This window comes from Mesorhizobium sp. ES1-1, assembly GCF_020164785.1.
In the GTDB taxonomy this organism is placed as follows: Bacteria; Pseudomonadota; Alphaproteobacteria; order Rhizobiales; family Rhizobiaceae; genus Mesorhizobium.
Genome location: NZ_JAIUGX010000015.1, coordinates 19,700 through 40,035 on the forward strand (window position 1 = coordinate 19,700; position 20,336 = coordinate 40,035).

The 20,336-nt window shown below is 62.5% G+C and carries 16 protein-coding genes and 1 tRNA gene; 5 read left to right on the plus strand and 12 right to left on the minus strand.

The features are described from left to right. Position 1 precedes the first annotated feature (1 nt). A complete protein-coding gene (locus LB513_RS22585; protein WP_224665751.1) occupies positions 2-1,006 on the plus strand; it encodes an ATP-dependent DNA ligase in 1,005 nt (334 codons plus the stop codon). A gap of 67 nt (positions 1,007-1,073) precedes the next feature. Here the strand turns inward: LB513_RS22585 and LB513_RS22590 are convergent, their stop codons facing one another. The 7 genes from LB513_RS22590 to LB513_RS22620 form a co-directional block, all read right to left on the minus strand. Beyond that, complete coding sequence (locus LB513_RS22590; RefSeq protein WP_224665752.1) at positions 1,074-4,415, minus strand: DEAD/DEAH box helicase; 3,342 nt, start codon at positions 4,413-4,415, stop codon at positions 1,074-1,076. Positions 4,416-4,637: 222 nt separating this feature from the next. Then, the gene (locus tag LB513_RS22595; protein ID WP_224665753.1) at positions 4,638-5,837 is read right to left on the minus strand and encodes a M20 aminoacylase family protein; all 1,200 of its coding nucleotides are present in this window, start codon (positions 5,835-5,837) and stop codon (positions 4,638-4,640) included. 15 nt (positions 5,838-5,852) lie between these two features. Continuing rightward, positions 5,853-7,742, minus strand: coding sequence for an alpha/beta fold hydrolase (locus LB513_RS22600; protein ID WP_224665754.1), 1,890 nt, complete (start codon positions 7,740-7,742; stop codon positions 5,853-5,855). Continuing rightward, complete coding sequence (locus LB513_RS22605; RefSeq protein ID WP_224665755.1) at positions 7,742-8,629, minus strand: branched-chain amino acid ABC transporter permease; 888 nt, start codon at positions 8,627-8,629, stop codon at positions 7,742-7,744. Before LB513_RS22605 ends, LB513_RS22600 begins: the two co-directional genes overlap by 1 nt. After that, positions 8,626-9,417, minus strand: a complete 792-nt coding sequence (locus LB513_RS22610; RefSeq protein WP_224665756.1) for an ABC transporter ATP-binding protein — start codon at positions 9,415-9,417, stop codon at positions 8,626-8,628. The genes LB513_RS22605 and LB513_RS22610 overlap by 4 nt, the downstream gene beginning before the upstream one ends. Beyond that, positions 9,414-10,148 (minus strand): ABC transporter ATP-binding protein, encoded by a 735-nt coding sequence (locus tag LB513_RS22615; protein ID WP_224665757.1) that lies wholly within the window; start codon positions 10,146-10,148, stop codon positions 9,414-9,416. The genes LB513_RS22610 and LB513_RS22615 overlap by 4 nt, the downstream gene beginning before the upstream one ends. Before the next feature lie 106 nt (positions 10,149-10,254). After that, the gene (locus tag LB513_RS22620; RefSeq protein ID WP_224665758.1) at positions 10,255-11,502 is read right to left on the minus strand and encodes an ABC transporter substrate-binding protein; all 1,248 of its coding nucleotides are present in this window, start codon (positions 11,500-11,502) and stop codon (positions 10,255-10,257) included. A gap of 120 nt (positions 11,503-11,622) precedes the next feature. On the opposite strand from LB513_RS22620, the gene argE reads away from it, so the two are divergent. Then, on the plus strand, positions 11,623-12,786 hold the full coding sequence (gene argE / locus LB513_RS22625; protein ID WP_224665759.1) for an acetylornithine deacetylase: 1,164 nt from the start codon (positions 11,623-11,625) through the stop codon (positions 12,784-12,786). 26 nt (positions 12,787-12,812) lie between these two features. Here argE and LB513_RS22630 read toward each other — a convergent pair whose 3' ends face one another. The 4 genes from LB513_RS22630 to LB513_RS22645 form a co-directional block, all read right to left on the minus strand. Continuing rightward, positions 12,813-13,709, minus strand: coding sequence for an amidohydrolase family protein (locus LB513_RS22630; protein ID WP_224665760.1), 897 nt, complete (start codon positions 13,707-13,709; stop codon positions 12,813-12,815). A 175-nt stretch (positions 13,710-13,884) separates the two neighbouring features. After that, complete coding sequence (locus LB513_RS22635) at positions 13,885-14,796, minus strand: helix-turn-helix domain-containing protein (protein ID WP_224665761.1); 912 nt, start codon at positions 14,794-14,796, stop codon at positions 13,885-13,887. A gap of 68 nt (positions 14,797-14,864) precedes the next feature. Continuing rightward, positions 14,865-16,118 carry a PLP-dependent aminotransferase family protein gene (locus LB513_RS22640; protein WP_224665762.1) on the minus strand — a complete coding sequence of 418 codons (1,254 nt, stop codon included), beginning with the start codon at positions 16,116-16,118 and terminating at the stop codon, positions 14,865-14,867. A gap of 13 nt (positions 16,119-16,131) precedes the next feature. After that, a complete protein-coding gene (locus tag LB513_RS22645; RefSeq protein WP_224665763.1) occupies positions 16,132-16,452 on the minus strand; it encodes a DUF1330 domain-containing protein in 321 nt (106 codons plus the stop codon). 136 nt (positions 16,453-16,588) lie between these two features. Between LB513_RS22645 and LB513_RS22650 the strand changes: the two genes are divergently transcribed. Both LB513_RS22650 and LB513_RS22655 read left to right on the plus strand, forming a co-directional pair. Further along, a complete protein-coding gene (locus LB513_RS22650; protein ID WP_224665764.1) occupies positions 16,589-17,032 on the plus strand; it encodes an Lrp/AsnC family transcriptional regulator in 444 nt (147 codons plus the stop codon). A gap of 223 nt (positions 17,033-17,255) precedes the next feature. Further along, the gene (locus tag LB513_RS22655; protein WP_224665765.1) at positions 17,256-18,509 is read left to right on the plus strand and encodes an SGNH/GDSL hydrolase family protein; all 1,254 of its coding nucleotides are present in this window, start codon (positions 17,256-17,258) and stop codon (positions 18,507-18,509) included. Between the two features lie 241 nt (positions 18,510-18,750). Here LB513_RS22655 and LB513_RS22660 read toward each other — a convergent pair. After that, positions 18,751-18,844: transfer RNA gene (locus LB513_RS22660), tRNA-OTHER, on the minus strand. 131 nt (positions 18,845-18,975) lie between these two features. Between LB513_RS22660 and LB513_RS22665 the strand changes: the two genes are divergently transcribed. Further along, complete coding sequence (locus LB513_RS22665) at positions 18,976-20,292, plus strand: tyrosine-type recombinase/integrase (RefSeq protein WP_092958052.1); 1,317 nt, start codon at positions 18,976-18,978, stop codon at positions 20,290-20,292. Positions 20,293-20,336 lie beyond the last annotated feature (44 nt).

A 20,336-nucleotide genomic window follows, 5' to 3' on the forward strand; every position in this document is an offset into this window, starting at 1 on the left:
GATGAGCGCAGCGACCCAATTTCTTCTGCCCGTCGACACAGCCCCGATGGAAGCCAAACTCGCCGATGCGATCCCTGTCGAGGGCACCGGCTGGCAGTATGAGCCCAAGTGGGACGGCTTTCGCTGCCTCGCTTTCAAAGCGGGCGATTCGGTGGACATTCGAGCCAAGTCAGGAAAGCCGTTGGGGCGCTATTTTCCAGAACTGCTCGATCTTCTACGCAGTGTTCCGGCGCCACGCTTCGTCATTGATGGCGAAATCCTGATCGAACGCTCCGGGGAATATTCCTTCGACGCCTTGCAGATGCGGTTGCACCCGGCCGAAAGCCGCATTCGCAAGCTGGCGGTGGAGACGCCCGCCAAGATGGTGCTCTTCGACATATTGGCCGATGCCGATGGGGAAATTCTCGTCGACAAGCCACTGTCGACCAGACGGAACGCTTTGGAAGCTTTCGTCACAAGCGCGGCAACCCCAGGCGTCGAACTGTCTCCCGCCACGCTGGACCGAAAGCAGGCTCAAACCTGGTTGAAGGGCGCCGGAGGCAAGACGGACGGCATTGTCGCCAAGCGCACTGACGATCCCTACCTTCCCGGCGAGCGCGCCATGATAAAGGTCAAGCGGATGCGCACGGCAGACTGCGTCGTCGGCGGCTTCCGTTACCTAGCTGACCGGCCTGAGGTCGGCTCCCTACTGCTTGGTCTCTATAATGAGGACGGCAAGCTCGACCATGTCGGCTTCACCTCGACGATCGCCAATGCCGACCGTGGAGCGCTAACCGATCGGCTGAAGGCCCTGCGCGAGCCGCCAGGCTTCACCGGAAATGCGCCGGGCGGGCCCAGCCGATGGAGCACCGAGCGAAGCGGTGAATGGGAACCGCTGCGTCCGGAATTGGTGGTTGAGGTGCGGTTCGACCATGTTACGGGGCAGCGCTTCCGGCACGGCACGAAGTTCTTGCGATGGCGGCCGGACAAGGCGCCGCGACAATGCCGGTTTGACCAGTTGAACTAGGCGTTTGGTTCGCTGGACGTACGCGACGTTGCCGCTGGCGCGACGTCCTCGCTCACTCGGCCGCGTCTCATCGAGAGGCTTGATCTCCATTGGCAATGCTGTTCACCAATCCCAGCGCGACGGCGAGCCGCTCCGGTCCTGGTATCGTCGCAAGCTTAAAGATGAAGCGTCCGTTGTTTTGCGTGCAATCGGACCGTTTCTCCAGACGAGCGCACACGACCGGGTCCGCATTCGCGAACTCGATCGCGATCGCAACGGGTCCGGCTGCAATTCTGATGATACCGGCGGCGGCCGCTGAGAGCTTCAGTCGCGTAAGATCGAGCAAGATGGTCGCTTCCGGCGGCGGCCGGCCGAACCGGTCTTCGAGTTCATCGGCGAAAGCATCGATCTCGGCGGGCGCCTCGAAGCGCTGCAGTCGAGAATAGAGATTCAACCTGACCACCGGCTCAGGCACATACTCGCTCGGCAGGGTGCCCGAGAATTCCAGGTCGATGGCCGGCCGAAGCATCGAGCGGTCCTTTCCGCGCGTCTTGTCGACAGCAAGCGCCAACAATTTTTGATAGAGGCTCAGCCCGATCAGCTTCATATGGCCTGCTTGTTCTTCGCCAACCAGATCGCCCGCACCCCGAAGGTCGAGATCGCGGCTGCTGATTGCGAGGCCCGAGCCCAGCCGGTCGAATGCGAGGAGGGTCGACAGCCGTGATCGCGTTTCGGGGGAGATGTCCTTGCCCGGCTCGGTCAGCAGATAGGCGTGACCCTGCGCCCTTCCCCTGCCGACCCGGCCTCGCAGCTGGTGCAGTTGAGCTAAACCAAATCGATCGGCACGGAAAATCACGATCGTATTGGCGCGCGGCACATCGAGCCCGTTCTCGATAATGTTGGTCGACAGGAGTATGTCGGCATCGCCGTTGGCAAAGGCGATCATCGCCTCGTCCATCTCCGCGGCCTTCATGTCACCGTGCGCCACGAGCAGGGAGAGCTCCGGCACGAGCCGTCGCAATTCCGCTGCCGTCCGTTCGATGTCCTCGATGCGTGGGACCACGCAAAAGCTCTGGCCAGCCCGCCGATGTTCGCGGATCAGCGCCACCTTCAACGAGGCCGCATCGAACGGAGCGAGTTCGGTCCGGACGGGTCGCCGCCGCGCCGGCGGCGAGGCCAGAAGGCTGGCCTCCTGAACGCCCACCATGGCTGCTGCTAGCGTGCGCGGTATCGGCGTCGCGCTCATCGACAGCACATGCAGGCGAGGCGCAAGGGTGCGAAGTTGCTGCTTGAGTTTGACGCCGAAACGATGTTCCTCGTCAATGACCAGCAAGGCCAGGTCGTTGAAGGCTACGTCTTTCGCGGCTATGGCGTGCGTCGCAACGACAATTCCGATCGTGCCGTCGGCAAGACCCGCCTTGACCTTCTTTGCCTCGGCGTTGCCGACGACGCGTGAAAGAAGAGCCACGCTCACTCCCATGTCTTCAAACCGGCGAGAGAACGTCTCAAAGTGCTGGCGCGCCAGCACCGTTGTCGGTGCCACGACGGCGACCTGGCCGCCGTTCAAAGCGACGGTCGCCGCAGCGCGCAGCGCCACTTCAGTCTTGCCAAAACCAACATCGCCGCAGATCAGCCTGTTCATGGCTTTTCCGGACGACAGATCATCGATTACGGAGGCGATCGCCGCGGCCTGATCGACCGTTTCAGGGTATGGAAACCTGGCGGCGAAGCGAGCGTAGGCAGCTCGCGGCGGCTTTACGATGCGTGCTCCACCCTCATCGCGTTCGTTTGCCAGCCTCACGAGGTGGCGCGCAGCCTCGTCGATCTCGTCATTCAGCTGTGCTCGGCGTTTAGCCCAGCCATCGCCGTTCAGCTTATCGAGCGTGACGGCTTGTTCGTCCGCGCCGTAGCGCCAGATGCGCCCGAATTCCTCGACGGGCGCTAACAGCGTAGCCCCGTCACGGAATTCAAGGCGCACGGTGTCGGTGGCGACGTTTCCCACCTCCACAATTTCGAGTGCCCGCAAGACCGCAATGCCATGATCTTCGTGCAGGACGACATCGCCGATCCGCAATTCGGGTTCCCCGGCCAGCGTCGTTCCTTCGCGGTCCGTCTCGTTCAGGCGCGTCCCGAAGACATTGGCGGTGGCCACCACGGCAATTTCGGAGGTTCGATCGACGAAGCCGCTATCGATATCGAGATCGATGCTCGAGATACTGCCGGGTTTGCCATTGAGCGCCTTCGTCCAGCTTTCAGCCGTTTGGGGCGTTTTCTTCACGCCACGCGTCGCGGCTTTCACAAGGCGATCAAGTTCCGAAGTTGTGCCGGCCAGTACGATGCGCAGCCCTTCTTGCGCTCTATCGGCCACGAACTCGGCCGCCGCCCTTGAAGGGTTGACCTCGACGATGAAGTTCGGCGTAGGCGATACACCGCTCATGTCCAATTCAGAGCGACGATGCCCGATTGCTTCATCCAAAGAGGAGCGGCTCAAATAAAACCGCTCCTCGGTTGGCTTCCGCCCCATCTGCTTGTCGCGAGCATGGCGGGCGTCATCGATCAATGTCATGGCAGCACCGAAACGCTCGTCGACCCCGGCACCCAGAACAATCCGCGTGTTCGGCAGAAGCTCGAAAACGCTGCTCAATTCGACGCCTGCTGCCAACAAGCGCGCTTCCATGCCCTGGGTTTTGGGCGGATCGTCATTCACCACCGCATCTGGCAAACACTCCGTGGAGGGCGCGACCACAATCTGGTCAACAAGCTGTTCCGTGCGCTGGCTCAGGGGATCGTAAGCGCCGATGCTGGCAATGACCCCGTCCTCCACCAGAACCCGGTATGGCTGCGGCGCGCCGGGGGAGAAGATATCCAGCCCCTGCCCAAGCAAGGCGAACTCGCCGGGCTCGTCGACACGATCGTCCATCAGATAGCCGCAGCGCTCCAAATGAACTTGAAACGCCTTGATATCCATCGATTGGCCTATCTTCAGGGTGGCGAACCCGCTCGCGATCATATCCAGGGGCGCAATGCGTTGAAGCGCTGCTTCCGGTGACATGACGACCAGCCTGACGGGGGCATTGATCTGCTCGGCCATGGCAACCAGCGCGGCGGCGCGTCTGCCCATGCTTTCACGCGATGGCTGGATCCGATCATAGGGCAAACAGTCCCAGGGCGGCAGCAGGATGACCTGGGCCTCCGGTGTGAAGCCCTTGAAAGCGGCCGAAACCTCCTCCGCCTGGCTTTCGCTCCTTGCGATGAACATCAACCCGTCGGAGCCGGCCTCCTGTACAGGACCGATCAGCCTCGCGGCTATGGCTGCGGCGGGTGTGCGAGGGACTGCTTCTGGTCGCTCGGCTGAGGGGACACCAGTTCCCGAAAGCGTGGTCAAACCGATCAAGTCGATAGGCGATCCGGCCGATTTTTTCCGCTTCATGACATCTCGTTCGGTTGTGACCGGGGCCTCAACCAGCGTCGGAAGGATGTGTTCCTTAAGATCTGAAACCGCGCGCTTTCCGACGCGACTTCGTGGGTGTTTTCATCTGACAGATGGGAAGGCGCGCAGGCTCCTCGGGTCGTGAGGCGCTCAAGCTAAAGCGCGCAACAAGGGTCAATCAAACATGGTGCACTTCTCATGCAAACGCCGTTGCTTGGCTTTTCAGACGCAGTCACCGCCGAGTTCCAAGTGCGTTAGATTGATCCAATAGCGTACGCCCGTTGGTATGATGTCGTCATTGAAGTTGTAGTGCGGCGTGTGGAGCTGGTGAAACGTTCCGTCTGGCTCTATACCGTTGCCTATCCACAAGAACGCGCCGGGACGAACATCCATCATATTGGCGAAATCCTCGCCGGCGCAGGACAGGTCGAGCCTGTCGTTGTAGTTCTGTTCGCCGACGGTTGCCCTTGCCGCGGCCGACGCAGACTTGAACGGTTCCTCTGCGCTGACCACCACGCTCGTCGACCGGTTGAACTTGAACTCGGCCTGGCAGCCCCAGGTCCGGGCCGTCTGGTCCGCCACTTCGCGCATGCGGCGCTCGATCAGATCGCGCGTCTCGGGCCGAAAGCTCCGCGTCGTTCCGCCAATGACCAGTTCGGACGGGATCACGCTCGGCGCCACCGCCGAACCGCCGTGGATATAGCCGACGCTGATGACGCCTGTCTCGAGCGGAGCCAGCGATCGGCCGACGATCCCCTGCAATGACAAGACAAATTGCGCTTGCGCGTAGGTAATGTCCGTCGCCTGATGGGGCGCCACGCCGCCATGCCCGCCCACGCCCTTGAAGATGACTTGCCAAAAATCGGCAGCCGCCATCGATGGGCCCAGACGTCCGGCCATGGTCCCTACGGGGGCGCCCGGCTGGTTGTGCAGGCCATAGATCGCGTCGCAGGGAAAGCGCTCGAAGATGCCGTCGGCTAGCATGGCGTCCGCACCGCCCCGCCCTTCCTCGGCAGGCTGAAAGATAAGGTTGAGCGTCCCGCCGAAATCCCGGTTCTCCGCAAGATAAAGCGCGGCGCCAAGCAGCATCGTGGTGTGGCCGTCATGGCCGCAGGCATGCATGCACCCGCTCGATTTCGAAGCATAGGGGAGGCCGGTCGCCTCAAGGATCGGCAGGGCATCCATGTCGGCCCGCAGGCCGATCGAACGTTGTCCGGGGAGTCTTCCCTTGATGACCCCGATCACGCCGGTGCGCCCGACATTCTGCGTCACCTCTATGCCGGCCTGCCGAAGCATATCGGCGACGATGCGCGAGGTCCGCTCCTCTTCGAAGCCAAGTTCTGGATGGGCGTGGAGATCCCGGCGCAGCTCGGTCAGCCACGCGACATTGTCGTTCAGCCATTTGGCGAAATCCGTGCCCATGGTAACTCCTTTCGATCACTCCGGGATCGTCGGCCGATCCGTCGTCTGGCTCATGGAGTTGCCTTTCTCGACAGCCTCGAGGAAGGCGGCCAGCCTGGCATTGAATGCGGCCGGCATCGTCAGGAACGGGGCGTGGCCGGCTCCGACCACATCGGCCGGCTCGCCCGTCCACTGGGTCAGCTTCAGTTCGCGGAAATACTGATGATTGAGGAAGGGGTCCTTCGAGCCGTTCAAGATCGCGAAGGGCACGGCGGCCGCCCGCAGGAAGCGCATCTGCCGCGGCCAGTCGACGATCTGCAGCTTGCCAAGCGTATAGGCGCGGGCGCGGCCGTCGGTGCGCATGACGGCGCGATGCAGATGCTTTGTCGCGCGGTCCCTGGGGCCAGTCGTCGAGGTCGCGAAGTCGCGCACCTCGCTCGGCGACAGGAAGCGCCGGCTGGCCAAGGCAAAATGGCTTGTCGCATCGTAGGCTTTGCCGACATCCTCGGGCACGACACGCAAAGGCGGCGTCCCCGAAACCGAGAGCGCCCGGATCGGATAGCCGCGCGCGGCGAGCTCGATTGCGATGTAGCCGCCGAGAGACCAGCCGAACACGAGCGGGTTGGTGACGCCCAGGGCCTGCAGCACGTCTTCCGCCACATCGGCGAAGGCCTCCACCGAATAGTCCTGCTCCGGATCGGCATTGTCGGACACACCGTGGCCGGGCAAATCGAATGAAATGACGCGGTATCGGTCTCGAAAGGCCTTGAACTGTTCGGCAAATGCCTCCTTGGCGGACGAATTGCCGTGGATGAAGAGGAGCGCCGGTCCGTTGCCGCCGCCGTCGGCGACCGCGACCCTGCCGTGGCGCGTGGAAATGATGCGTTCCTGACCGCCGGTCAGCGCCTCCCGCGCCGCCTTGCCCGAGCGGCGGCGCAGTGTTGCGATCGCCTGCGTGCGGACGACGTCGAATGCTTCGCGCGCCGTCTGCAGCAAGGCCCACAGACCGCCCGGATAGAAGATCAGGATGACGATCAGCAGAAGCGACATGATGATGTTGCGCCAGGCACCGTATTCGGCCAACGCCTCCGAGACGATCGTCACGAAGAAGGCGGCCAGAATTGGCCCCCAGATCGTCCCGGCGCCGCCGAGCAGCAGCATGCTGAGCAGCAAGCCGAGCAGGCCTAGCCCGAAATTGTCGGGCGAGGCGACGCGCATGTAGGAACCGTAAAGGCCGCCGGCGACACCGCTGATCGCCGCGCTGACGGTAAGGGTGAACAGCCGCGTGCGCGTCTCCGACATGCCGCGCGAGATCGCGTAGTATTTGTGGTCGCGCATCGCCACGATCGCGCGACCCCAGCGCGAGCGCGTGATCCTGTAGAGCAGGATCGTCGACGCGACGAGCATGGCCAGCGCGAGATAGTAGTAGCCGATCTTGCCGTCGCGGCTCATGCGATAGCCGAACAGTTCCAGCCCCGGCAGGCTTACCATGCCGGACGTGCCGCCGGTGATCTGCGACTGGCTGATGACGATCTGATAGAGCACCTGCGAGGCCGCGATCGTCACAAGGATGATATAGATGCCCGACAATCGCATGATGGGGAGCGTGATCAAAGCTGCCACAAGCCCGGCCGCGCCGCCCGCGACGACCAGGCCGAGCCACGGCGAGAGCCCGAGCGTCTTGGCCACGAGACCATAGGCGTAGATGCCGACGGCAAAGAGCGCGACATGGGAGAAATTGAACAGGCCGCCATAACCGAGGCTGAGGTCCCAGCTCGAAGCAACGATCGCGAAGATGAAGGCCAGGACCAGGAGATGGCGCAGATAGTTTCCGTCGAAAACCAGCGGCAGCAGCGCGAGCGCTGCCAGCGCGACCAGCGTCGGGATGAGGCCCGAGGAGCGGGCGAAGGACGGGCTGTAGCGCATCAGACCGATTTCCTGTGCTTGCCGAACAGCCCTTCCGGCTTGACCACCAGAACGACGATCATGATGGCGAAGAGCACGGTTGGGCTCCAGTAGAGGCCAACCGCATAGGTCATGAAGGCCTCCAGCAGGCCGACGATGAAGGCGGCGTAGATCGGCCCGGTGAACCGCGCAATGCCGCCGAAGATCACGACGATCAGCGCCTTCATCAAGGGGTCGGAACCCATCAGCGGATTCATGAAACGGATGGAGCCGATCAGCACGCCTGCGATCGCCGCGAGCGCGGCAGACAGGCCGAAGGCCACCGCATAGAGCCGCACGACGTCGATGCCCATCAGCTGGGCCGCCTCGCGGTTCTGTGCCACGGCGCGCATGGCCCGGCCAAGCGGCGCGCGCTGCAGGAAGATGCCGAGCGCGGCAAGGATAACCAGGGAAACGATAACCGCCGCAGCCTCGTTGCGCGACATGACGAGGCCGAAAAACTGCAGGTCGCCGGTCAGCACTGCCGAGAGCTGCTTGTTGCGTGGCCCCCAGGCAATCGAGATCAGGTTCTCCAGGATCGTTGCACCGGCCAGCGTCGTGATGACGGATTTCACCACGATGTCGGCACTGCGTTCGAACGGCTTTATCAGCAGGTAGTAGACCGCCATGCCGATAAAGAACATGCCGACCACCGAGACCAGTGCGCCGACCAGCAGGCCACCGCCCAGCGCCTCGGGGCTGGCAACCTGCCAGGCGATGTAGGCACCGAGCGCGATGAAGGTGCCGTGCGCGAAGTTGAAGATGCCGAGCGTGGTCCAGACCAGCGCGAGGCCGGTCGCCATCAGCGCGTAGAGCGCGCCGAGTACGACGCCGCCGAGCAGGATCAGCGTTAGCGTGTCGAAGGTCACCGGTGCTCCTCGCCGAACATGAGTTTCATGATTTCCTCGTGGGTCGGCATGTCGGCCTTTTCGATGCGCCGCGAGATGCGTCCGTGGTCGAACAGATAAAGCGTGTCGATCAGCGACTCGAGGAAGGCGATGTCCTGGTCGACGACGATCAGCGGCACGCCGGACTGGCGGATCGTCAGGATCGCAGCCGCGAGTTCGCCGCGCAGTTTTGGCGATAGGCCAAGCGTCGGCTCGTCGAGGATGAGCAGCTTGGGTGCCGCCATCAAGCCGACACTGATCGCTACCATCTGGCGCTCGCCGCCCGACAGGAAGCGGATCTTGGAACCCAGCCGCTCCTGCACGCGCGGAAACAGCTTGAAGACGTAATCGAGCGTCTCGGAAGCGGAGGCGCGTCCGGAGGACGCATAAGGCGCGATCGACAGCGTTTCCGCCACTGTCATGTCGGGGAACAGGAGATTGCCCTGGGGCACGTGGATCAACCCTGCGCGGGCAACGGACTTGGGGTCCATGCGGCGTCGCGTCACCGCATCGTAATTGAAGTTGCGCCAGCGGCGGCTGCCGCGCGGCCCGGGCCGGTTGAGCTGGACACCCTCGAAGAAGATGTCTCCGTCCCACGGGTCGATGATGCCGCTCAGGGTGCGCAGGAAGGTCGTTTTGCCATGGCCGTTCGGTCCGAACAGGCCAACGCTGCCGCCATGCGCGAGCTGAAGGTCGATCTTGCGGAAAATCTGCAGTGGCTCGTAGCCACCGTCGAGGCCGCGTACGTCGAGAAGAAGCGGTTGCGTCATTTCGACTGTCCCAGATAGGCCTCGATCACCTTAGGATCGGCCACCACGTCATTGGGCAAGCCCTGGGCAATGACCTTGCCCTGGTCCAGCACCACCAGGCGATCGCACACCGTCATGAGCAGCGGCAGCACATGTTCGATGAGCAGGATCGCGATGCCGGCGCCACGCAGCTTCAGGATCAGCGCCTTCATGTGCTCGATTTCGGCAGGCGTCAGGCTGGAGGCCGGCTCGTCGAGAAGCAGCACGCGTGGCGACATGGCCAGCGCGCTGGCCATCATCAGCGTCTTGCGAAAGAAGATCGGCAGCGTCGCCGTCGGCGCGTTGTGCAGCGTCTGGGGGAAGCCGACGGTGTCGAGCGCAAGGACCGCGGCGGCTTCATTGTCCTTGGGTCGCCCACGGCGGCCATTGTGCTCGACCGAGACAAGCACGTTGTCGATGGCGCTCAGCGAGGGAAAGATGCTCTCACGCTGGAAGGTGCGCGCGAGGCCCGAGCGGGAGAGTTCCTCCGGCGCGACATCCTGGATCTCCTTGCCTTCGAAAATAACGCGGCCGCTGTCCGGCCCGAACGGGATGCCGGTCACGATGTTGAAGAGCGTGCTCTTGCCGCTGCCATTGGGGCCGGCGATGCCGAGGATCTCGTCGGCGTCAAGCGTGAAGCTGACGCCGCCGACCGCGCGCAGGCCGCCGAAGGACTTGGTGAGATTGTCTGCCTGGAGGATCATATCTGCCATAGGAGAAGGACACTCAATCCGGAGAACGCGCGACCGCTCAAGGGTGACGCCGCGGCCCGTCTCCGGGCCGCGGCCAATAGCGGTCGCCTCGCTCACCGCTGTTCGATTACTGCTTGATCCAAGGCGGCAGCTTGATTTCGCCGGTGGAATATTTCGTCGGCGAGATCAGCGTGCGTTTGCCATCCCATATCTGCCAGAACGTCACCGGGATGTGGTTGTCGTCCTGCAAGGCGAGGTGGGTCGCGGGGTCGAACGCGACCGGGCCCGGGGCGGCGTCATACGTTACCTCGCCGATCGCCTTGCCAATCGCGTCGTGATCGGTCGGGTCGCCCACCTTCTCGAGGGCCTTGAAGTAGATAGTGGCTTCCTCGTAGAGCGCCGAACCATAGACGCCGGGCTTCACACCGTATTTGTCGCTGAGCTTCTTGTTCACTTCCTGGCCGCGCGGCCAATTGGGCGAGTCGATCGCGCCGCCGATCAGGTTGTAGAGAACGCCGTTCGACTTCTCCTTTGTCAGCTCGACGAATTCCGGAACGGATGGCGCATATTGCAGGAAGACCAGGCTTTGCGTCGGCTGGTCGAGGAACTGTTGCAGGAACAGCGCGGAGTTGGCCGGCTGATAGTCGGTGTTGACGATGAGCGCGGGCGGATCCTGGCGCACCTTGGCGAGGCTGGCGCGCCAATCATTGACAGGCCCGAACGGCACCATCTCGTCGACAGTCAAGGTCCAGCCAGCGGCCGCGAACGAGCTCTTCATGCCCTCGGAGATCGCCTTGGAGTAGGGATTGTCCGAAGAGATCATCGCGATCTTCTTGTTGGAAGCCTTGAACGTGCCCTTCGATATCAGGCCTTCGACCAGCGGCAATACGTCGGTCTCGTAGCCCTTGTAGGAGGGCGATAGCGACCAGCAGCAATTATAGTTGCCGGGGTCCTTCGAGACGATCTCGGCGAATGGACCTGACGGGCCCGACGAAAGGTAGGGCAGGTTTGCGTCGGCGAAGAGATCGACTTCGAACAGCGAGAGGCTGGCGTAACCGGTCAGCACGACCTCGATGCCGTCCGTATTGATCAGGCGCTGGGCAGCGCTGCTGACATTGTCGGGCGAGCCGTCCTTGACGTCGGCGGAGACGATCTCGAATGTGTGGCCGGCCACGCCGCCCTTGGCATTCTGCTCCTCGACCGCCAGTTCCACGCCGCGCACGAAGTCGGCGCCATCGGCCGCCGACGGGCCGGTCAGCGGCGCGAGCACGCCGATCTTGACGACGTCGGCCGCGGCCGCGTTAAAGCCTGCGAACAAGGCAGTAAGGCTGACGGCACCCGCCGCCAGGTAGTGTTTCAATGCATGCGACTGCATGTGTCAGTTCCCCTCTATGGTTCTAGGTTGAACGCGTTTCTCCGGCCGGTTTGGCCGGATTGCAAAAGATCGCCGAACGGTCTCGGCTAAACTGGTCGTTCGCCAAGACGAGGATTTGCCATGACGACGCCCCTTTCCGAGATCGAGCTTCTGGACCGCCTGGTCGGCTTCGACACAGTGAGCAGCCGCTCCAATCTCGAACTGATCGACTTCGTGCGATCGTATCTCGACGGGCTGGGCGTTGCGAGCACATTGCTGCCGGATGCGACCGGCCAGAAGGCAAATCTTCTCGCCACGATCGGCCCAGCCGACGTGCCTGGCTATGTGTTGAGCGGCCATACCGACGTCGTGCCGGTCGAGGGTCAGCAATGGTCGCGCGATCCCTTCCGCATGTGGGAGAATGACGGCAGGCTCTACGGACGCGGCACGACCGACATGAAGGGATTCGTTGCCTGCATGCTGGCGCGCGTGCCGGCCATGCTCGCGGCGCCGCTTGCGACGCCCATCCACCTGGCGCTGTCCTATGACGAGGAGGTTGGCTGCCTCGGGGCTTACGGCCTTGTCGACCACATGACCAAGTCCTTGCCGGAACAACTCGCGGTCTTTGTGGGCGAGCCCACAGACATGGGGGTGATCGGCAGCCACAAGGGCAGCACCGGCCTGCTGACGACGATCGCCGGCAAGGCCTGCCATTCCTCGCGACCGGATCTCGGCGTCAATGCCATCTTCCACGCCGTCGACCTGATCGGCGCGTTGCGCGGCTATGCCGAGGAACTGGCTGCCGCCCCGGAGGCCCAATCGCCGTTCGAACTGCCCTATACAAGCGTCAGCGTCGGCGTGATCCAGGGCGGCACGGCCCGCAACGCCATCCCGGGCGACGTGCGCTTCCAATGGGACATCCGCGCAACGAAGGCCGGTATGGTCGAAAAGCTCGTTGAGCGCTTCCGCGCCTTTTGTGACGATACGGTCCTGCCGGTCATGAAGGCTGGATTTCCCGACTCCACGATCACGACCGAATACGCCTATGACGTGCCGCCGCTGGTGCCGAGCGAGGGTTCGCTCGCCGAAACCCTGGCCAAGCGCTTCGCGAAAACCAACCAGGTTGGCGCGGTCAACTATGGCTCGGAGGCGGGGATCTTCCAGCGCGCCGGAATGCCGACAATCATCTGCGGCCCTGGGCGCGACAGCGAGGCTCACATCACCGATGAGTGGATCGCCGTGGAGCAACTGCATCGCTGCACAGCCTTCATCGATGACCTGATCGGACATGCGAGAAAGACGTGATCGCGGCAGCATCCCGGCGCGGCCGATCATAGTCGATAGAACCGCTTTGCGTTGTCGTGAAAGAGCTTCGCCTGATCTTCCACCGGCAAGCTCGAGGCAATGGTCTTGAACGTGTCGTAGATCTGATCGTAACTCATCTGGATCTTGGACACCGGGTAGTCGGTGCCGAACATGCTGCGTTCCGCACCGAAGCAGTCTATGCAGTGCATCGCCACATCACGGATGCTCTCCAGGGTCCAGTCATGGTCATAGGCACCAGGGTTGGAGATCTTGATCGCGATGTTGGGGCAGGCTGCAATCAGCCTCAGCCCGTCGCGCCAACGCTGCATGCCCTCGGCGTCGCGATCGATCGGGCTGCCGCAGTGGTTGATGATGATCTGGAGATCCGGCAGCGAGTCGGCGATCTCGCGCACGATGCCGGCCTGATAGGGATACATCATCAGTTCGAGGTTCAGCCCGTGCGCCTGAACAAGCGCGATGTCGCGCCGCCAATCGGCGTTTCGCCCGAGTTCCGGATCGGTGACGAAGCACTTTTTCGGATCGGGATGCCAGCTCAGGATTCCCCGAATGCCGGTCACGCGATCGAAGGCCGCCTGTTCGGCGATCACCCGCCCCGCACTGCCCGTCCCGAGAGATGCCCCGGCGACATAGCGCAGCGCAACGCCTTTCGACTTGTCGAGCGTCTCCAGCCAGCGCGTCTCCCCGACCGGATCACCGGACCAGAGTGCCTCGATATGGACGGTCGCAACGACATTGTGGCCAGCTGCGTCCCTGGCGTAGTCATCCGGCAGATAGTCGTGGGCGATCTTCTCCAGGCCGGCAATGGCTTGTACCGTCGGATCGGATGGCACCAGCCACGCATGCTTGCCCATGGAAAGATCCCACAGGTGGTGATGCGGATCGATGATCGGTCCCGAATACATGTCACCTGGCCCCTTGTTCCAGCATAGCGTCGCGGTGCGCCAAATCGACCGCCGTAATCACCCTGTCGGCCGCTCCCGCCTGGCCAGTGTGCATGGCCTTCGCACTTGCGGTATTGTGAAATCCGGACATCGCGTCGTGATCGGTTACCGCGCCGGCCTGTTTGATTTGCCCGGCTCAGACAAGGCCGCGACGCCAGCGAAGCGGAGTCATGCCCGTCACCTTCCGGAAAGAGGTGGTGAAATGACTCTGGTCGGCAAAGCCGCAGGAAAGCGCGATTTCGGCCAGTGAGAGTTTCTGCTTGCCAAGCAGGTCCTTGGAGCGGCCGACGCGCTTGGCCACGATCCAGTCATGCGGCGTCTTGCCGGTGGCCTGCCGGAACATGCGCGAGAAGTGCCGCACGCTCCAGCCGGTGATGTCAGCCAGTTCCAGAAGCGGGATGTCGCGATGCAGATGCGCGTCGACATAGTCCTCGAGCTTGCGCCACTCGCGCAGCGAAAACAGGCCGGGCGGAAGTGTCGGCGCAAGCGTGCCGGCACGCAGCGCCAGGTGACAGACAAGCGCTTCCACCAGCCGGTCCGCAAGCAGGCGGCTGATCGGCTGCTCCTCGCCGCTGTTTTCCCACAGCCGTCGCAGAACCGCCGCGACGAAGGGATCGTTGCCGGATGAGCCGCCAAGCGGCGCGAAGGTTGTGGCCAAGTCTGCCGGGCAATCCGGCCCCAACAGCTGACGCACCAGCGCCACGGGTATAGCCAGTATGATCAGCCGGCGATCGCCGCCCGTGCGCCAGCGGCTGTCGGTCCCCGGCGGGACGATGATCAGATCGCCGGTGCATGACTGCCCGGAGACCCAGCCGGCCCCCATGTTCCAGTCATAGCTGCACGATGCATCGAGTGGCGTCGAGACGACCAGTTCATCAACGGCCGGATCGGCGAATTCATGCCGGCCCTGGTCGACCAGGATCAGGCTGGAACGCATGCTGCCGTGGACATGCCTGTGCTGCTGGGGGAAGACACCGTAAGCCGACCGCAAGTAAAAGTCGGCATAGGTCCGGTAAGCGGGATCAACCTGCGCTGTCTGGGGTCTCAAATCTGGCTTCCGTGCAACGCTGCGAGGTTCAACAAGGCATCCATCAAGCTATCAAACCGTCCCGCCGATCATTGATCAAGCCTGCGGGCCGCAACAGCCAGTCGCCGCACCCCCTCACGCAGCCGATCGGGCGCATTGAGGGTAAAATTGATGCGAATGGCGCGACGATCCTCGCCGGTCACGTCGAAGACGCTGCTGGGCGTGACGCAGACACCTTCCTCCAGCCCCAAACGCATCAGAGCGTCCGTATCGAGCGACGGGTTGCGCGCCGTCGCCCAGACGAACATGCCGCCTTGCGGCTTTTCCCAGACGAAGAGCGAACCAAGATGTTCCTTCATCGCATCGCACAAGGCGTCGCGGCGGGCGCGGTAGAGCGCCAGGATCTGCGGCTGCATCCGCTCGGGCAACCCGGCCTCCATGGCGTCGAGCGCGAGCCGCTGGCTGAGGCCGCTGGTGCACATGTCCGAGCCCTGTTTGGCCACGGTCAGCGCCCGTATCATCTCGGGCGCTGCGATGACCCAGCCGACACGCAACCCCGGCGCAACTTCCTTGGACAGTGTGCCCGTATAGATGACGGGTCCCCGATAGGGTTCCGCGCCGGCCTCTCCCAGCAGCTTGCCGGACAGCGAAAGCAGGCGCGGCAGCGGCGCGCCGTCATAGTAAAGGCCGCCATAAGGGTCGTCCTCCACCAGCCAGACGCCGGTCTGGTGCGCCGCTTCCACCATCGCGACGCGTTGGCCGTGGGTCACCAGCTTGCCGCTTGGATTGGAGAAGTTGGGCACCGTGTAGACGAAGTTGGCACCCTCGAATGCCGTTGGATAGTCCAGCATATTGCTGCCCGGCGTGAACGGGCGATAGCGCGGCGCGCGCGGCCGCCAGGCATCGATCGCGCCCAGATAGGTTGGAGCATGCGCGGCGATCACGCTGCCTTGCTCGAGCAGCACCTTGCCGATGAGGTCGAGCGCCTGCATTCCAGCCGTGGTGACGATGACGTTTTCGCGCGTCAGCCGCACATGTTCGTCGCTGAAACGCTCGGCCAAACGGTCGCGCAACGCCGGCAAACCGTCGATCTGGCTGTAGCCGAGCACTTCCGTTCCATGCTTGCGAAGCGCGCCGGCGGCGAGGCCGGCCAGTTCCTCGGCCGGATAGGTCGCCGGCTCGGGCAAGCCGCCGGCGAGGTTGATGATGTCGGCCCTTTCCGCCACCGACAGGAAGGTCTTGGTGACATCGTTGGTCGTTGACAGCCACGCCGCAAAGGGCGGCCGGGCGGCGCCCGGCGCCTTTGCCTGGTCGTTCATCGCCGGAGCGAGATCGCTTGCCACTACGTCGATCCTCTCAGACCAGTGGATCGGGCGCGGCACTCTGCGGCCGGCCTTCCTGCAGGATCATGCGTCCGTCGGACGCCGCCACCCGGCGAAATTCCGACACGCGCTGGTACTCCGGATCATTGTACCAAGCCTCGGCCGACGCCCGATCGGGGAATTCGAGTATCACCATGCGCTGCGTGAAGAGTTCGCCTTCCGAGGTCGTGACCGGCTCGCCACGCGTCAGGAACCTGCCGCCGTAGCGTGCGAGGGTGCCGGGCGTCACCGCCGTGTATTTCTTGTAGGTCTCGGCGTCGTGCACAGTCATCGTGCAGATCATGTAGGCTGCCAATGCTCCATCCTCCTCCGCGCTGCGAGGTGTCGAGCTTAGGACGGGTGTGAGAGCGTTTTGCACCAAATGGCATCGTCTTATTGAGTTTTATTAGAGTTCGTCTCTATGATCAGGGCGAAACCTGGTGAAATCGGCTATGACCATTCTGGATGCTCTCGACCACAAGATCCTGCGCGAATTGCAGGTGGACGCGCGTATCTCGACGGTCGATCTGGCCGCGCGCGTGGGCTTGTCTCCAACGCCCTGCGCGCGCCGCGTAAAACGCCTGGAGGACAGCGGTGTGATCCAGGGCTACGCCGCGAAGATCAACCCCTCGGCGATGGGTCTGGCGATCTGCGTCGTCGTCTCGGTGCGTCTGGGCAAGCAAGGCCCTGAAGGCGCCGGCGAATTCCTGCGCGAGGTCGCCAAGCGGCCGGAGATCACCGAATGCCTGCTGGTGACAGGCAGTATCGACTATCTTCTGCGTGTCTGGGTCAAGGACATCGCCGCGCTCCGCAACTTCATCAGCAACGTCCTGCAATCGATCCCATCCGTAGCCGAGACCTCCACGATGGTGGTGCTGAACCTTGACCAGCCATAGGCCGACGGGGTCGATCTCTGTGCATTGAGTTGACTGCGGTCGGGGTCTTCAGCGCGAGCTTGCGGAGAAAGCACAGGGATTGGAAACTCATGCGACATCAAAGCCACTGTGGCGCTCGACGCCCACAACGTTGACAGCAATTCCCAGCGGGTTCAGTCTTTCCCTCGGGTGATAAGGAGCGACAACACGCCGGCAATCGCGATGCCGGCAAAGGGAGGACATCATGTACAGGCTTGTAACCGCAATTTTGACGGGCGCGGCTTTATTCTGTGTGTCGTTACTGCCCGCTACCGCGCAAAACTCAACTGGCTGGATCGGCACCTGGACCGCGAGCCCGCAGCCAGCCTGGCAGGCCGACTTTCCCATTCCGCTCGGCTTTCCCAGCAATTATTTCCGCAGCACGATCCGGCAAGTCGCGCGTATTAGCATAGGCGGCAGAAAGGTGCGCATCGTCCTCTCCAACGAGTACGGCACACAACCGCTTAAGGTCGGGGCCGCCCATGTCGCCATCACCACCGACGGGGCGGCAATCAAGCCCGAATCCGACCGCGCCCTGACCTTCGGCGGCGAAAGCTCCATCACCATTCCGCCTGGTGCCCCCGCCATCAGCGATCCCGTCGACCTGACTGTGGCGCCGCTTTCCGAACTCTCCGTCAGCCTGTATTTCCCCGAAAGCGCGGCCGCCACGACCATGCATTGGGACGGCCACCAAACGGCGTATGTGGCCGCCGGCGACAAGACTGGTGAGGCGGAGCTGAAGCCGGACTCGACGCAGACGCAGCGCGTGTTCCTGTCTGGTATCATGGTGGACGCGGCCGAAGGCGCGCGTGCCCTGGTTCTTTTCGGCGACTCGATCACGGACGGCGATGGCTCCACCATCGACGGCAACGACCGCTGGCCTGATTGGCTTGCCAAGCGGCTTCAGGAGGCCGGCGGGACGCCTGTGGCCGTGCTCAACCAGGGCATTTCCGGCGCAAAGATCCTGTCGGACAGGATGGGCGTCAACGCGCTTGCCCGCTTTGACCGCGATGTCCTCAACCAGGCGCACGCCGACACGGTCGTGCTGATGATGGGCATCAACGATCTTGGCTGGCCAGGAACCGGCCTGGCGCCGTCCGACGCCGAGCCCACTGCCGAGCAGATCATCGCCGGCTACAAACAGTTGATCGAACGCGCCCACACCGACGGCCTGCGCATCGTGGGCGCCACGCTGACACCATTCGGCGAAGCCTTCGCTGGCTCTCCGTTCGAGGGCTACTACACCGCGGACAAGGAGAAGATCCGTCTGGCCCTCAACGACTTCATCCGGTCCGGCGCGTTCGACGCCGTCATCGACTTCGACAAGGCGGTTGTCGACCCGGCGAAGCCCGGCCACATCAAGGCGGAATTCGACAAGGGCGATCACCTGCACCCCAATGCGGCAGGCTACAAAGCGATGGCGGAAGCTATCGACCTCGGCGTGCTTGCCCATCAATAATCGGATAACCGCCCGTATGGGAGCCAAGCGGGTCGACGGCGTGGTGGGACCAACACCACGCCGCACTCGCGACAGGGACTTCACTTCACGGACGGATCCGTCAGATGGTAGCTCTCACGGGACGAACGCGCGGTTGTTAGGACTTTGGACAGAACTGCCAATCCGTTCCCTCATCGATCATTTGCTCGATTCGGGCGGGTAGCTCACCCGATCTGTCTCGACTGTCAGCCAGTAAGAGAGATGGCGCACCCGACAGGATTCGAACCTGTGACCTCTGCCTTCGGAGCAATTATTAGCAGTCTATCCGAAATGTGCGATGGACTACGCTACAGTGCGATAAAACACTGAAATAACTTTACTTTCCAGCGCATCACGACGGAAAAACGTAACCGGCTCTACGCTGTGGTTTTCCCCCAAGTGCTTACGTGGTGCTTACGCGAGAGCCCGACTGGAAAGGATAGATTCCATGCCAAAGATATCGAAACGGCTTGTTGAGAGTGCCATAATCAAACCCAACGACTACGTCATCTGGGACGATGACCTACCCGGTTTCGGGCTGAGAGTCTTCGCGTCTGGCAAGCGCAGCTATGTGATCCAATATCGATGCAACGGATCTTCCCGGCGTTTCACCATTGGCCTTCACGGTATCTGGACGCCTGAGACTGCACGACGCGAGGCGAAAGCACAACTCGGGCGCGTGGCTCAAGGCGACGATCCGGCTGAAGAAAAGCTGGAGGACCGAAATGCCATGACGATCAAGGAGCTTTGCGAACGCTATATTGGCGATCTCCATGCCGGACTCATCCAAGGTAAACGCGGTCGACCCAAGAAGCCAGCGACAATCACTACCGATATCGGCAGAATCAATGGCCATATCATCCCAATCCTCGGCAAGAAGCGCGTGCGCGATCTGAGTAAGGCTGATGTGACGAAGATGATGAACGACATCCTGATCGGGAAAACGCGCGCGGTCATGAAGACCAAGAACCTTCGCGGCAAATCCATTCTTCGCGGCGGACCAGGGGCGGCAAGTCGTACTGTCGGCTTACTCGGCGGGATTCTTACCTATGCGAATGACGCCGGGATTGTGGATCGAAATGTTGCCCATGGCATCAAGAAACCAAAGGATCAGGTTCGAAACCGGCGCCTAAGCACCGCTGAATATCGGGATATGGGTGAGGCGCTGAAGCGTGCGGCAACAGACCCCGATCTTGCTATGATGGCCGACATCGTGCGTCAGATTGCTCTGACCGGCTGTCGGCGCAGTGAAATCATTGGTCTGCGGTGGAGCGACGTGGACCTCTCGAACAGTTGCCTACGACTGTCGGATTCAAAAGAAGGCGCGTCGATCCGTCCGATTGGCCTTCCGGTGGTCGAGTTCCTGGAGATGCAGTGCGAAGTTGCTGCGGGAGATTACGTGTTTCCAGGATCGCGGGGCGGCAAGGCGTATGGCGCCTTTCCCAACAAGTGGAAGAAGATCTTCGCCGGGACTGCACTTGAGACGATCACAGCCCATGTCCTTCGGCACAGTTTTGCGAGCATTGCCAATGATCTTGGCCTCAGTGAGATCACAATTGCAGCGCTCCTTGGCCATGCCAACAGTTCGGTGACCAGTAGATATGTCCATACGCTGGACAACACACTCGTCATGGCGGCCGACACTGTCTCGGGGTATATTCAAGGCCTACTGGACGGCAAGGAATTCAAACAAACTGCCTATGCCTTTAACAGATTTGCGAGAAAGGCATCTCTTGAGCAGTTTCTTCAGAACGCCATCGAGTAGTTATCCCGGGGCTGCTTAGGTTGGGTCACTATATAAGACTGAGC